Source organism: Inquilinus limosus DSM 16000 (assembly GCF_000423185.1).
GTDB classification, from domain to species: domain Bacteria; phylum Pseudomonadota; class Alphaproteobacteria; order DSM-16000; family Inquilinaceae; genus Inquilinus; species Inquilinus limosus.
The window spans coordinates 730,084-744,973 of the sequence record NZ_AUHM01000001.1; the positions used below are offsets into that span (position 1 = coordinate 730,084).

Below are 14,890 nucleotides of genomic sequence, written 5' to 3' on the forward strand. Positions count from 1 at the left end.
CCGCGCGGTCTCGGAACATCACCGCCGGTCGCAGGCGACATCCTGCGGCGGGTCCCGCCTCCTGGCTTTGAGGTGGATCAAGCGCCGAGGCCGATCGTCACCCGCACCAGCTCCGGCTCGTCCGGCACGGTTTCGCGCTCGAAGCCCAGTTCCTCTGCCATGCGCAGCATCGTGGCGTTCTCATGCAGGATCTCCCCGGAGATCCGCGCCAGTCCCCGGCTGCGCGCATAGGCGATGATCTCGGTCATCAGCCGATAGCCCAGCCCCTGCCCTTTCAGGTCCGTGCGCACCATGATGCCGTATTCGGCGGCGACGTTGTCCGGATCGGCGACGATGCGCACCGTGCCGAGGAGCACAAGGCGCCCGCCCTCCTCCGCCTCCGCCACCAGCGCCATCTCGCGGTCGTAGTCGATCTGGGTCAGCCGCGCGGCGAAGTCGTGGTCGAGCCGCATCGGGCCGAAAAAGCGCAGCCGGATGTCCTCGGCGCTCGACCGCTGCAGCATCTCCCGCATCGCCGGCTCGTCTTCCGGCCGCACCGGCCGCAAGGTGAAGTCCCGCCCGTCGCGGAGCGTCAGACGCTGCACCAGATGCTGCGGATAGGGCCGGATCGCAAAGCGCGGCGTGCCGGGCGGCAGCGGCGCCTGCACCCGGATGCGGGCGTCGAGCGCCATGACGCCGTCGCCGTCGGCCAGGAGCGGGTTGATGTCGAGCTCCACCACCTCGGACAGGTCGGCGGCCAGCTGCGACAGCTTCACCAGGATGAAGGCGATTGCATCGAGATCGGCCCTGGGGCGGGCGCGGTAGCCCTGCAGCAGGTGCCAGACCCGGGTGCGCGCCATCAGGTCGCGCGCCAGCACCGTGTTCAGAGGCGGCAGAGCGACGGCGCTGTCGCGCAGCACCTCGACCGCGGTGCCGCCATGGCCGAACAGGATGGTCGGACCGAACAACCGGTCCTGGCCGATGCCGAGGATCAGCTCATGCGCATCAGACTTGCGCGCCATCTCCTGCACGGTGAAGCCGAGTAGCCGGGCCTCGGGCGCCGCCTTGCAGATCGTCGCCAGCATCTCCCGCGCCGCCGCCCGCACCTGCTCCGCCCCTTGCAAGTTGAGCCTCACTCCACCGAGATCGGATTTGTGCGTGATGTCGGGCGACAGGATCTTCAGCGCCACGGCCCCCGAAAAGCCGGCCGCCGCCTCTGCCGCGGCATCCGGGTCCGCAGCGACACTCCGGGTCCGCACCACCGGGATGCGATAGGCGTCCAGCACCTGCTTTGACTCGGGCTCAGTCAGCATCGTCCGTCCCTCCGCCAGCGCCGCCGCGATCACCGCCCTGGCCGCGGCCGGGTCGGGCGCGAAATCCTGCGACAGCGCCGGCGGCGTCTCCATCAGCAGCGTCTGGTTCCGGCGGTAGCGGGCCAGATGCATGAAGGCGCGCACTGCCTGGCCGGGGGTGGCGTAGCTCGGGATCCGATGCTCGGCGAACAGCCGGCGCGCGGCCGCGGCGGCGCCCTCGCCCAGCCAGCAGGTCAGGACCGGCGGGCGGCGCCCATCCCGGACCGCCGCCTCTTCCACCGACCGGACGACGGCCTGCGCCGCGTCGATCGGATCGGCCACGGCGGTCGGGCAGTTCATCACCAGCACCGCGTCCTTCCCGGGATCGCCCAGCATCGCATCAAGCGCGCGGGCGTAGCGCTCGCCCGTGGCGTCGCCGATGATGTCGACCGGGTTGCCGCGGCTCCAGGTCCGCGGCAGCGTCGCCTCAAGCCGTGCCATCGTCTCGGCCGAGATGGTCGCCATAGTGCCGCCAGATTCCCCCAGTGCTTCCGTGGCCAGAACGCCTGTGCCGCCGCCATTGGTCAGGATCGCCAGCCGGTCGCCGTCGACATGCAGCCGGCTCGCCAGGGTCTCGACTGCGTCGAACAGCTCGGCCAAGTCGAACACCCGCAGCATACCGGCTCGGCGGAAAGCGGCGTCGTAGACCGCGTCCGATCCCGCGAGCGCCCCGGTGTGGCTGGCGGCAGCGCGCGCCGCAGCCTCGGTGCGGCCGGCCTTGATCACCACCACCGGCTTGGTCCGGGCGGCGATGCGGGCGGCCGACATGAATTTGCGGGCATGAGTGATCGCCTCGACATAGAGCAGGATCGCCCGGGTGCGTCCGTCGGCGGCCAGCCAGTCCAGCATGTCGCCGAAATCGACATCGGCCATGTCGCCCAGCGACACCACATGGCTGAAGCCGATGCCGCGATGGGTCGCCCAGTCCAGCACCGCGGTGGCGATGGCGCCGGATTGGCTGACGAAGGCGAGGTCGCCCGGCAACGGCGCGATATGGGCGAAGCTGGCGTTCACGCCGTGATGCGGCGCCATCAGGCCCAGGCAGTTGGGGCCGAGGACGCGCAGCAGATGCGGCCGCGCCGCCTCCAGCATCGCCTGACGCAACGCCGTGCCTTCAACCTGGCCGTCGCCCTCGCCGAAGCCGGCGGTGACCACGACGGCGGCACGGGTGCCGCGGGCGCCGAGCTCGGCGATGAGGCCCGGCACGGTCGCCGGCGGAGTGGCGATCACCGCCAGGTCCGGGGGGACCGGCAGCTCGGCGACGGAAGCATAGGCCAGGGTGCTGCCGATCGACTGCGCCTTGGGATTGACCGGCATCACCGGCCCGTCGAAGCCGCCGGCAAACAGATTGCGGGCCACGACCGCCCCGACCGAGCCAGGGCGCCGGCTGGCCCCGATCACGGCGATCGAGCCCGGGCGGAACAAGGCGTCCAGGTTGCGGACCGACATCGTATCCTCTCATCCGTTGCCGTGCCGGGGGCGGATCTCCGAGCGAGCCCCGGAAGGTCGATGGCTGGATCCTTATTGGCTCTCCCGAAGCCGGCCTTGAGGCAGATCAAGGCCTGGGCCGAAGTGCCGCTTTGGTCTGCGCCATGGAGGCATGATCGCGATCATCCCGCCGCTTCTCGGGACAGCCGCCGCTTGGCGACTTCCACGATCGCCAGATAGGTCGGCACCGCCATGATCAGGAACAGGTAAAAGGCCGGAGGCAACGGCGTCATGCCGAGCAAGGCGCCTGGCCCCGTGAACGGCAGGAGGATCGCTAGGCCGGCGACGCCGAGGGACAGCGCCGCAAGCAGCGGATGCGGCCGGCTCGCCCAGGGCGCGCTGCGGGTCCGGATCACGAAGATCACCAACACCTGGGTGAGCAGGGACTCGACGAACCAACCGGTCTGAAAGGCCGCCTCGTCCCCGCCGAGCAGGGCGAGAAGAGCAGCGAAGGTGAGGACATCGAACAGCGAGCTGATCGGGCCGAGCACCAGCATGAATCGGGTGATCCGGTTCAGATCCCAGCGCACGGGACGTCGCAATGCGTCCTCATCGACCCGGTCGAAAGGCAGGCCGAGCTCCGACAGGTCGTAGAGCAGGTTGTTGAGCAGCACCTGGACCGGCCGCATCGGCAGGAACGGCAACAGCAGAGCGGCACCGGCCATGCTCATCATGTTGCCCAGATTCGAGCTGCTGCCCATCAGGATGTATTTGGTGACATTGGCGACCGTACGGCGTCCCTCCAGCACCCCAGCGTGGACAACCGACAGGTCGTGATCGAGCAGGACCAGGTCCGCCGCTTCCTTCGCCACATCCGTCGCGGTCTCGACCGAGATGCCGACATCGGCCTCGTGCAGGGCGGAGGCGTCGTTCGCCCCGTCGCCGAGGAAGCCGGTCACATGCCCGAGCCGCCGGAAGGCCGCGAGCACCCGGCGCTTCTGCTGCGGCGTTACCCGGCAGAACAGGTTGACCGTCTTGAGCCGTCCCAAGAGCGCCTCGTCCGACATCCTGGTGATCTCGTCCCCGGTCAGCACGCCCGTGACCTGGATTCCCAGCTCGGCGCAGACGTGCTGGGTGACGCGTTCGTTGTCGCCTGTGAGGATCCGGACCGAGACGCCGGCCTCCCCGAGGGCACGAATCGCGGCCGCAGCATCAGCCTTCGGCGGATCGACGAAGGTCACGAAGCCGGCAAAGGTCAGGCCGACTTCGTCGTCGAGCGCAGCGCGTCCGTGGCACGACGCGACCGTCCGGAAACCGATTGCCAGCCCCCGCAGGCCGTCGGCGCCGATCTGCTCGAACATGGCCTCAAGGCGTCCGCGCCCGGCCGTATCGAGCGGCCGCGTCTCGCCGGCCCCTGCCGCAACGGTGGTCGAGATCCGCAGGATGTCCTCCGGTGCCCCCTTGACGACGAGCAGCCGGTCGCCGCCTGCCGCGGGCTCGACCAGCACCGAGACCCGCCGGCGCTCAAAGTCGAACGGCACCTCGTCGATTTTGCGCCAGGCCGATGCGTCCAGGCCGCCATGCTCCAGGATCGCATCGTCGAGCGGGCTCCTGAGGCCGCTTTCGAAGACGCTGGCGAGACAGGCCAGGCGCAGCACCTCCTGGCTCTCAGCGCCCTTCGGATCGATGTGCGCGACGAGGCGGATGCGGGCCTCGGTAAGGGTGCCGGTCTTGTCGGCGCAGAGCACATCCATGGCGCCGAGATCATGGATCGCGGCAAGGCGCTTGACGATGACCCGCCGCGTTGCCATCCGCCGGGCGCCCCGCGCCAGAGTCACGGTGACGATCATGGGCAAGAGCTCCGGTGTCAGGCCGACCGCCAGCGCCAGGGCGAACATCAGCGCCTCGAGCCAGGGGCGATGGAAGGCGAGGTTGACCGCCAGGACGAACACGACCAGGAACAGGGTGAGGCGCAGCATCAGGAAGCCGAAGCGGCGCACGCCGATCTCGAAGGCGTCGGGCGGGCGCCGCCGCCCGAGGCTGGCCGCGACCGTGCCCAGCATCGCCGCCCTCCCCGTCCGCAGGACGAGGGCGGTCGCCGAACCGCTGACGATCGAGCTTCCCATTGCGACCTCGTCCGCCGCTCCCGCCGGTCCTTGGCCCGTGAGCGTGCGATCGCCGGTGTTCTTCTCGACGGGATAGGATTCGCCCGTCAGCAGGGCCTGGTTGACGAAGAGATGACGACTCTCGATCAGCCGGCAATCGGCGGGAACGATGTCGGCGGCGGAGAAGCTGACGACGTCGCCGGGCACGAGCTCGTCGACCGGCATATCCCGGTCGACCCCGTCGCGCCGGACCCGGACCCGCGGCGCGACCGAGCGCTGCAGCGCCTCGACCGTCCGGTGAGCCTGGAGCTCCTGTACGAAATCGATCGCCATGCTGATCGACAGGATCGCGAGGACGATGACGAAGCTCTGCGTCTCTCCCACCGCGACGGACAGGCCGCTGGCCAGCAGCAGCAGCAGGATCAGCGGATTCCGAAGCCTGTCGAGCAACAGGCCCGCCACGGATGCGCGCCGGTGCGCCAGCACGTCGTTCCGGCCCCAGCGCCGCCGTGCGGCCGACACTTGGGCGGAGCTCAACCCGTTGGATGCGGCACCAGCGCGCTCAAGCGATCCTTCGATCGGGCCGGACCAGCCCTCGGCGCCTTCCAGCGTGTGCATGGCCCGGCGCCGACGTGGTCAGAGCCGCCGTTCGAGGATAGGGTCGAGCACCGTGCCCGTGAAGGGCTCGAGCAGGACCATATCGTCCTTCACGGCCTTCACCCCGGGCACGTTCTCCACGGCCACGCGCAGCGCGTCGCGGACCCACTCGTCGGTGATGACGCCGCCGAGCGTCGCGTCCCCGTCTTTCACATCGATCCGCATCCCCTCGACCCGCGCCCAGAGCTGTTCGCCGAGCTCGGCGAAGATCCGCTCGCGGATCGCCTTGTCGTCATTGCCGTTCTCGGCCCGGACATCCAGCAGGTCGGCCAGGAGACGCAGCAGATTGGCGCGCGTGACGATGCCGACCAGCTTGGTGCCGCGCAGCACCGGCACGCGCTTGATCCGCCGGCCGATCATCAGCTCCACGATTTCTTCCAGCGGCGCATCCTCGGAGACCGAGATCACGTCCCGGGTCATCACGTCGGCGACGTTGCGGCTGTGCGACTGGACGTACTCGCGCGCCAGCCGGTCGGTGCCGGTGAAGAAGGCGAGCCAGTCCGGCCGGCGCCTCTCGGTGCCCATCTCGACCCGGCGCAAGAGGTCGCCTTCGGTGATCATGCCGACCAGGTCGCCCTCCTCGTCGACGACAGGCAGGCCGCTGATCCCGCGCCCGAGCATGATCCGGATCGCGGCCAGGATCGGCAGATCCGAGCGCACGGTCACCGGCTTCCTGGTCATGATGTCGATGGCGTTCATCGTCTTTCTCCTCCTCGGGTGTGGGAGGACGATGGCCGGTCGTAGCACTCGCAGCCTTGATCCTGATCAAATCCGCGATGGCGCGACCTACACGTCCATCGCCATGTCGAGCGGCTGTTTCGCCTCCGCCTTGGTCTCGGGGACCTCGGTCATGGTCGCCTCGGTCAAGAGAAGCGTGCTCGCGACCGACACGGCGTTCTCCATCGCCACCCGGACCACCTTGGTCGGATCGACGATCCCGACCTCGATCAGGTCGACATAGATCTTCTGCGCCGCGTCGAACCCCATCGCCCCGTCACCGCTGCGCATCCGCTCGACCACCACGCCGCCTTCGACCGCGGAGTTCTCCGCAATCTGGCGTGCCGGCGCCTCGAGCGCGCGCTTCAGAATCTGGGCGCCGGTCCGCTCGTCGCCCTCGAGCGTCTCCTCGACCTTGGCGACGGCATCGATACAGCGCAGCAGCGCAAGGCCACCGCCCGGCACGATGCCTTCGGCCACCGCCGCCTTGGTGGCGCTGATCGCGTCGTCCAGCGCTTCCTTGCGCGCCTTCATCTCGGTCTCGGCGGGCGCACCCACCCGGATCACCGCGACGCCGCCGGACAGCTTGGCCAGGCGCTCCTGCAGCTTCTCGCGGTCGTAGTCCGAGGTGGTGTCGGCGATCTGCTGCCGGATCTGCTTCATCCGGGCCTCGATCTCCTCCTTGCGGCCGGCGCCGCTGACGATCGTTGTGTGCTCGCCCGTGATGATCACCCGCTTGGCGCGCCCCAGACGCTCGAGGCCGACATTCTCGAGCTTGATCCCGAGCTCTTCGGCGACCACCTGGCCGCCCGTCAGCACCGCGATGTCCTCGAGCATCGCCTTGCGCCGGTCGCCGAAGCCGGGCGCCTTGACCGCGGCCACGCGAAGGCCACCGCGGATCTTGTTGACGACAAGCGTCGCCAGCGCCTCGCCTTCCACGTCCTCGGCAATGATCACGAGAGGCCGTCCCGACTGCACCACGGCCTCGAGCAGGGGCAGGAGGCCCTGCAGATTTGTCAGCCGCTTCTCATGGAGCAGGATGAAGACATCCTCGAGCTCAGCCGAAAGCTTTTCCGGGTCGGTCATGAAGTAGGGCGAGATGTAGCCGCGGTCGAACCGCATGCCCTCGACCACATCGAGGGTGGTCTCGGTGGTCTTCGATTCCTCGACCGTGATGACCCCCTCCCCTCCTACCTTCTCCATCGCATCGGCCACGAGCCGGCCGATCACCGGGTCGTTGTGCGCCGAGATGGTCGCGACCTGCTCTTTCTCGCGACGCGCCGCGACTGGGTGCGACATGGCCACCAACGCCTGGATGGCAGCTTTCGCGGCCACGTCCAGCCCGCGCTTGATGTCGATCGCGCTGGCGCCGGCGACGACGTTCCGCAGCCCATCGGCGAACAGCGCATGGGCGAGAATGGTCGCGGTGCTGGTGCCGTCGCCCACCGCGTCCCCCGTCTTCTCGGCCGCCTGGCGCAGCATCTGCGCCCCGAGATTCTCCTCGGGCTCCTTGAGCTCGAATTCCTTGGCGATGGTCACGCCGTCATTGCAGATGACGGGCGCTCCCCATCGCCGCTGGATCAGCACGGATTTCGACTTCGGCCCCAGCGTGACCCGCACAGCGTCGGCGAGCTGGGTGACGCCCTGGAGGATCTTCTCGCGCGCCGCCGACCGGAACAGAACCCGCTTGTAGGTCATCGCCATGCTCCCTTTTGCTCAGCGCACCGGCTCTGCCGAGCGGCCTTCGATCGGGGAGAATGGGGGCGGCGGACCGCCGAGGCTTTGATCCGGATCAAGTCGCGAGCCCCCGGGCGTATTGACCTGGATCAAGGCCCGCCCCCGTCAATCACAGCAGGATGGCGAGCGACACGGGAGGTGGACATGTCGTTCCTGGCTCGTCTGGTGCTGATCGTCGCGGCCCCGATCGCCGCAGTCTTCGTCGCCCGAGAAGCGCCGAACTTCGGCGTGTTTCAAGCCTTCATCGGCATGTTCCTGATCATCGCCGTGGTCGGCCTCCTGGCCTGGCTGCGGCGCTGAACTGGCGGGGCAACGCTCGTGTGGATGCTCGTCCTGACGCTGACGCTCGCCCTCCTCCTCCCCTTCGGCCTCGTCGTCGCGACCTGGCTGGAACCGGGAGCTGACGATTTTGTCACCCCGGCCCGCCGCCCTCCGCTGCGGCGGCCCGACGGCCGGCCGCCACGTCCCTGATAGCCAGTCCCGCCATCGGGACGGCTTGCAAAGGAGTCATCCATGGGTCGTTCATTCTCCGCCCAGGCGGTCTTGCCCGCAGCCGGAAACCACGCCGAAGAGCAAACCAGGCCGAAGGCGGACTCCCATGTCCGCTGGTTCGAGACGATCGGCCTGGACGACGTCCCTTTGGTCGGAGGCAAGAACGCCTCGCTCGGGGAGCTCTATTCGGCGATGTCCCGGGAGGGGATCAATATCCCCAACGGCTTCGTCCTCACGGCTCAGGCGTATCGGGACGCTCTGGCGCGGACCGGAGCGTGGGATCGGCTCCATCAGCTTCTCGACGGGCTCGATCCCCGCCGCGTCGACCTTCTGGCCGAGCGAGCCGCTGAAGCGAGGTCGATCGTCTACGAAGCGACGGGCGGCGCCGAGATCGCCCGGATCGTCGCCGAGAATTACCGCCGGCTCGAGGACCAGTACGGCCAGCAGGTCGCGGTCGCCGTCCGCAGCTCAGCGACCGCCGAGGATCTGCCGAACGCCAGCTTCGCCGGGCAGCATGACAGCTTTCTCAACGTCCGGGGCGCGGAGGCGCTGATCGAAGCCTGCCGCCGGTGCTTTGCCTCGATCTTCACCGACCGCGCCATCGTCTATCGCCACGACAACGGCTTCGACCACTTCAAGGTGGCGCTCTCCGTCGGGATCATGAAGATGGTCCGGTCCGACCGCGCCGCGAGCGGCGTGATCTTCACGCTGGACACGGAATCCGGTTTCCGCGACGTGGCGTTCGTCACCGGCGTCTACGGCCTCGGCGAGACCATCGTGCAGGGCCAGGTCGACCCCGACGAGTTCTATGTCCACAAGCCGACCTTCCGGGCCGGCCATCGCGCCGTGCTGAGCCGCAGGCTTGGCCGCAAGCAGCGCAAGCTGATCTATGCCGGACAGCCCGCCGCCAAGGCGACGCGGAGCGTCGCGGTGAGTCCCTCGGACCGCGCACGCTTCTGCATCTCGGACGCGGAGGTCCTCGAGCTCGCCGGTCAGGCCATGCGGATCGAGGAGCATTACTCGCGGCGCGCCGGCAAGCCGATGCCGATGGACATCGAATGGGCGAAGGATGCCGAGGACGGACGGCTGTACATCGTCCAGGCGCGTCCGGAAACGGTGGCGTCCAGGCGCGCGCCGGGGGCGCTGGAGACCCATGTGCTGACACAGAAGGGCCGTGTCCTCGCCACCGGCCGCGCCGTGGGCGAGCGGATCGCCGCCGGGCCGGTCCGCATCGTCGCCGGCGCGCAGGATCTCGAGCGCTTCCAGCCGGGCGAGATCCTGGTCGCCCGGTCCACCAGCCCGGACTGGGAGCCGGTGATGAAGATCGCCGGCGCCATCGTGACCGATCAGGGCGGACGCACCTGCCACGCCGCGATCGTCGCCCGCGAGCTGGGCGTCCCGGCCGTGGTCGGCACGACGGATGCGACGACGGCGCTGGCCGCGGGTGCGACCGTCACCGTCTCCTGCGCCGAGGGCGAAGCGGGGCGCGTCTACGAAGGTGCCCTGCCCTTCGAGGTGGTCAGGACGGAGGTCGGCCGGATCGACATGCCGCGCACCGCGATCATGGTCAATCTCGGCAATCCGGGCCTCGCCTTCCGCACGGCGATGCTGCCGAATGCCGGCGTCGGGCTGGCGCGGATGGAGTTCATCATCAGCGAGCACACCGGCGGACACCCGATGGCTTTCGCCCATCCGGAGCGCGTGACCTCGACGCCCGCCCGTCGGGCGATCGAGCGGCTGACGCGCAGCTATTCCCATCCGTCGGAGTTCTTTGTCCAGCGCTTGTCGGAGGGGCTGGGAACGTTGGCGGCCGCCTTCTATCCCAAGCCCGTGCTCGCGCGCTTTTCCGATTTCAAGACGAACGAATATGCGGGTCTGACCGGCGGCCTCGACTTCGAGCCCCAGGAGGCCAATCCGATGATCGGCTTCCGCGGCGCCTCTCGCTACGCGCACCCGGCCTATGCCGACGGCTTCGCCCTGGAGTGCCGCGCCATCCGCCGCGTCCGGGACGAGATGGGGCTGGCCAATCTGCACGTCATGGTGCCCTTCTGCCGGCGCGAGAAAGAAGCACGCCGGGTGCTGGACGCCATGGCGAAGCAGGGGCTGGAGCGCGGCAAGGGCGGGTTCCAGATCCACCTGATGTGCGAGATCCCGAACAACGTCATCCGGATCGACGCCTTCTCCGCCCTGTTCGACGGCTTCTCCATCGGCTCGAACGACCTGACCCAGCTGACGCTGGGCGTCGACCGGGATTCCGAAACCGTCGCCTTCGACTTCGACGAGGGAGACCCGGGCATGCTGGAGATGCTGCGCCTGGCCGTCACCGGCGCCAAGCGCAACGGCCGGCACGTCGGCATCTGCGGCGAGGCGCCGGCCAACCACCCGGAGATCGCTCAGTACCTGACCCGCCTCGGGATCGACGCGATCAGCGTCAACCCGTCCAGCCTGCTGCGGACCATCACGGTGGTCCGGGAGGCCGAGGCTGACCTCGCGATGCCCTCCGACTGACGCGGCGCGGCGGCGAGAGCGATCTCTCGCCGCCGCCCGGCTTCACGCCGGCACCGGATCCGATCGAGCGATCGCCGTGCCGACGTCGCGGCCGTGGAGAGCTCCGCGCCAACGACCGCCCTTAGGACGACCTCGGGCGACGGCGAAGCCTTCGATCTCTCAAGGGCTTCGACATTTCCCGATGGCTTGAGGCCGCCGCCTCGCGGGTCTCCCTGACCGTCGGGTGCGTTTCGGGCGCGGACAGCGGGACATCGGTGAAGGGCCGGTTCGGATCGACGGTCCTGGCATCCGGGCTGCACGTCCTGTTCATCGGGATCGACATCGCCTGGCTCCTCTCCAGAAATCCCGTCGCGCTCCAGTTCACGATGCCGTGCTGCCGCCGGCGTCGGCGGCTTGGCAGCACGGTCTTGTCGTCACATCGTGATCACGACCTTCAACGCCTTGGTATCGGCGGCCCGGGCGAAGGTGTCGTAGGCGTCGAGGATCCGGTCGAAGGGGAAGCGATGCGTGATCAGGCGCGCCGGGTCGATCTTCCCGGACTGCACCGTCTTCAGGAGCATAGGCGTGCTGACGGTGTCCACCAGCCGAGTCGTGATCGTGATGTTCTCCGACCATAGCCGCTCCAGGTGGAGGTCGACCTTCTGCCCGTGGACGCCGACATTGGCGATGGTGCCGCCGGCATTGACGATCTCCTGGCACAGCAGGAAGGTCGCGGGCACGCCGACTGCCTCGATCGCGGTGTCGACGCCACGCCCGTCGGTCAAGCCCCTGACGTTCTCGGCAACGCCGCCGTCGCGGCTGTTGATGACGTCGGTGGCGCCGAACTGCCTCGCCACTTCGAGCCGGTTCTCGTCAAGATCGATCATGATGATCTGCGCCGGCGAGTAGAACTGGGCGGTCAGAAGGGCGGCGAGCCCGATCGGGCCGCCCCCGACGATCGCGACGGTCGAGCCCGGTGCGACCTTGCCGTTCAGCACGCCGCATTCGAAGCCGGTCGGCAGGATGTCGCTCAGCATGACGAGCGCCTCCTCATCCGCGCCGTCGGGGATAGGATACAGGCTGGTATCGGCATGCGGCGTGCGGACGAACTCCGCCTGTGTGCCGTCGATCCGGTGGCCGAGGATCCAGCCGCCTGTCCTGCAGTGCGAATACATGCCGCGGCGGCACTTCTCGCATGTGCCGCAGGCCGAGATGCAGGAGATCAGCACCCGGTTGCCCGGCCGGAAGGCGGTGACACCGGCGCCGACGGCGTCGATGATGCCGACGCCCTCGTGGCCGAGGACGCGCCCCGGCGCGCAGGTCGCGACGTCGCCCTTGAGGATGTGCAGGTCGGTGCCGCAGATCGTCGTCTTGACCATCCGGACGATCGCGTCGCCGGGGGCCTCGATGTCAGGCTTGGGCCGATCCTCGACGGCCTTCATCCCGGGTCCGCGATAAGCCAGCGCCTTCATTCCGTCCTCCTGCATCCGAGAGAAGCGGCGCTGCCCGGCGGCCGAAGCCATGTTCGTTCCGGGCATCCGCAGGGCAAGAAGACGATGTGGCGCGACCGGCCGCCTTGATCTGTGTCAAGCGCCCCGAAGAGCCGCGCCGCACCTCCCAGATTGTCGCGGTGTCGGGCCACTGCTACCTTGGCCTCCATTGGCGCGAGCGGCGGCGGTCGCCAGCCCGACGACGGCAACCGATCCCCCGTGGCACGGCAAAGCGACCTGATCAACCGGCCGAACAGGCCGTTGGGGGTGGATGGTGACGACGTCACCGGAGTCAGGCTACAGCGCGGCGATCCTTGACGCCCTGCCCGGTCAGATCGCGCTGCTCGACCGCGACGGGGTTATCGTCTCGGCCAACCGCAGCTGGTCCGCCAATATCTCAGGCAATGTGCTGGCCGGTGCCTCGATTGGCACGAATTACGTCGCGCTCTGCGAGCACGAGGCCGATCAGGGCAGTCCCGAAGCCCGGCGTTTGGCCGATCAGCTGCGGCTGATGCTCTCCAGGCAGAGCGACAGCTTCCAGCTGGACTACTCCTTTCCCGGACCGGCCGGCCCTCTATGGTTCCGCTGCAGCGGCGCCAAGCCTGCCGACGGCACAAGTGAGGGTGTCGTCGTGCTGCATGCGGACGTCACCGACGCGCGGGCTGCCCAGACGACTGCCGAGGCCCGCGAGGCCCATCTGCGCTCGATCCTCGAGACCATCCCCGATGCGATGGTGGTGATCGATGCGCAGGGCCTGATCCAATCCTTCAGCAATGCGGCCGAACGCCTGTTCGGCTACACCCGAGAGGAGGTGCAGGGCCGCAACGTCAACATGCTGATGCCCTCGCCATACCGGGAGGCACATGACGGCTATCTGGCGCGCTACTTCGCGACCGGCGAGCGCCGCATCATCGGCATCGGTCGCGTGGTCGTCGGCCGGCGCAAGGATGGCGGCACCTTCCCGATGGAGCTCGCGGTCGGCGAGGTCTCGCGCGAGGGACATCGCCTGTTCACCGGCTTCATCCGCGATCTGACCGAGCGCCAGGAGACTGAGGCGCGCCTGCAGGAGCTGCAGAGCGAGCTGCTGCACGTCTCGCGCCTCAGCGCCATGGGGCAAATGGCAGCCACCCTGGCGCATGAGCTGAACCAGCCGCTGACCGCCGTCACCAATTACTGCCAGGCGATGCGGCGCGTGCTCGGCAGCGGGGATCCGTCCAATCTCACGAAGCTGCGCGAGGCGGTCGAGCTCAGCGCCGAGCAGGCACTGCGCGCCGGGCAGATCATCCGGCGGCTGCGCGACTTCGTCGCCCGCGGCGAGACCGAGAAGCATGTCGAGACCGTCGCTAAGATGGTCGAGGAAGCCAGCGCGCTCGCGCTTGTCGGCGCGAAGGAGCACGGTGTCAGGGTGAACCTCACGGTCGACGCAAAGCCTCGACATGTCGTCGTCGACAAGATCCAGATCCAGCAGGTGCTCTTGAACCTGATGCGGAACGCGATCGAGGCCATGGACGGCAGCCCCAGGCGCGAACTGGAGATCGCGGCGGCGGCGCGAGGCGATATGATCGAGTTCGCCGTGACCGACACCGGCCCGGGCCTGTCGCCGGAGGTCGAGGGACAGCTGTTCCAGCCCTTCGTCACGACCAAGCGCCACGGCATGGGCATCGGTCTCTCGATCTGCCGGACGATCGTCGAGGCGCATGGCGGGCGCTTGTGGACCGAGCCGACGCCCGGGGGCGGCGCCACCTTCCGCTTCACCCTGCCGGCCGCTGCAGCCAATGGGAACGGCAGCCATGGCTGATGCTCCCATCGTCCATATCATCGACGACGACGAGGCGGTGCGCCTGTCACTGAGCTTCCTGCTCGATTCGGCGGGCTTTCGGGTCGAGACGCATCATTCGGCCGTTGCCTTCCTGGACCGGTCCCAGATCCCGCCGCAGGGCTGCATCGTCACCGATGTTCGCATGCCGGAGATGGACGGCCTGACGCTGCAGCAGAAGCTGGTCGAGCGCGGGATCGCGCTGCCGGTGATCGTGATGACCGGTCACGGCGACATCCCCATCGCGGTCCAGGCGCTGAAGGCCGGCGCGGTCGACTTCCTTGAGAAGCCCTTCGACGACGAGCTGCTGATCAACGCGATCCGGACTGCCCTGGAGCGCAATCAGCGCGACCGGAGCCGGCAAAGCGAGACCTCGGCGCTGTCTTCGCGCCTGGCAGCCTTGACGCCGCGCGAACAGGAGGTCCTCGCGGCCCTGGTCAAAGGCTATCCCAACAAGACCATCGCCTATGACCTCGGCATCAGCGCTCGCACGGTCGAGGTGCACCGCGCCCGGGTGATGGACAAGATGCAGGCCCGGAACCTGTCCGATCTCGTCCGGATGTGGCTCGCTCTCCGCCCCGCGGGCGACTCGCGCGACTAGCTCCACGCGGCACGGGGCTTTGATCCAGA

Annotated in this window: 9 protein-coding genes; 4 read left to right on the forward strand and 5 right to left on the reverse strand. The window is 68.7% G+C overall.

What is annotated here, in order from left to right; translation table 11 throughout:
- Positions 1-77 precede the first annotated feature (77 nt).
- The 4 genes from G537_RS0103580 to groL form a co-directional block, all read right to left on the reverse strand.
- Positions 78-2,780: a bifunctional acetate--CoA ligase family protein/GNAT family N-acetyltransferase gene (locus G537_RS0103580; RefSeq protein WP_026868939.1), complete on the reverse strand. Its 2,703-nt coding sequence runs from the start codon at positions 2,778-2,780 to the stop codon at positions 78-80.
- Positions 2,781-2,941: 161 nt separating this feature from the next.
- On the reverse strand, positions 2,942-5,482 hold the full coding sequence (gene mgtA / locus G537_RS0103585; protein WP_034850395.1) for a magnesium-translocating P-type ATPase: 2,541 nt from the start codon (positions 5,480-5,482) through the stop codon (positions 2,942-2,944).
- Between the two features lie 18 nt (positions 5,483-5,500).
- Positions 5,501-6,220, reverse strand: a complete 720-nt coding sequence (locus tag G537_RS0103590) for a CBS domain-containing protein (protein WP_034850396.1) — start codon at positions 6,218-6,220, stop codon at positions 5,501-5,503.
- A gap of 87 nt (positions 6,221-6,307) precedes the next feature.
- A complete protein-coding gene (gene groL, locus G537_RS0103595; RefSeq protein WP_026868942.1) occupies positions 6,308-7,936 on the reverse strand; it encodes a chaperonin GroEL in 1,629 nt (542 codons plus the stop codon).
- A 183-nt stretch (positions 7,937-8,119) separates the two neighbouring features.
- On the opposite strand from groL, the gene G537_RS44460 reads away from it, so the two are divergent.
- Together G537_RS44460 and ppsA are read left to right on the forward strand one after the other, a co-directional pair.
- The gene (locus G537_RS44460) at positions 8,120-8,275 is read left to right on the forward strand and encodes a hypothetical protein (protein WP_169516718.1); all 156 of its coding nucleotides are present in this window, start codon (positions 8,120-8,122) and stop codon (positions 8,273-8,275) included.
- A gap of 213 nt (positions 8,276-8,488) precedes the next feature.
- Positions 8,489-10,975 carry a phosphoenolpyruvate synthase gene (ppsA, locus tag G537_RS0103605; protein ID WP_081688545.1) on the forward strand — a complete coding sequence of 829 codons (2,487 nt, stop codon included), beginning with the start codon at positions 8,489-8,491 and terminating at the stop codon, positions 10,973-10,975.
- Between the two features lie 413 nt (positions 10,976-11,388).
- On the opposite strand, the gene G537_RS0103610 is transcribed toward ppsA, so the two are convergent.
- Complete coding sequence (locus G537_RS0103610) at positions 11,389-12,426, reverse strand: zinc-dependent alcohol dehydrogenase family protein (RefSeq protein WP_026868944.1); 1,038 nt, start codon at positions 12,424-12,426, stop codon at positions 11,389-11,391.
- A 292-nt stretch (positions 12,427-12,718) separates the two neighbouring features.
- On the opposite strand from G537_RS0103610, the gene G537_RS36245 reads away from it, so the two are divergent.
- Positions 12,719-14,242 carry a PAS domain S-box protein gene (locus G537_RS36245; protein ID WP_425402270.1) on the forward strand — a complete coding sequence of 508 codons (1,524 nt, stop codon included), beginning with the start codon at positions 12,719-12,721 and terminating at the stop codon, positions 14,240-14,242.
- The gene (fixJ, locus tag G537_RS0103620) at positions 14,235-14,861 is read left to right on the forward strand and encodes a response regulator FixJ (RefSeq protein ID WP_026868945.1); all 627 of its coding nucleotides are present in this window, start codon (positions 14,235-14,237) and stop codon (positions 14,859-14,861) included. Before G537_RS36245 ends, fixJ begins: the two co-directional genes overlap by 8 nt.
- Positions 14,862-14,890: the final 29 nt, after the last annotated feature.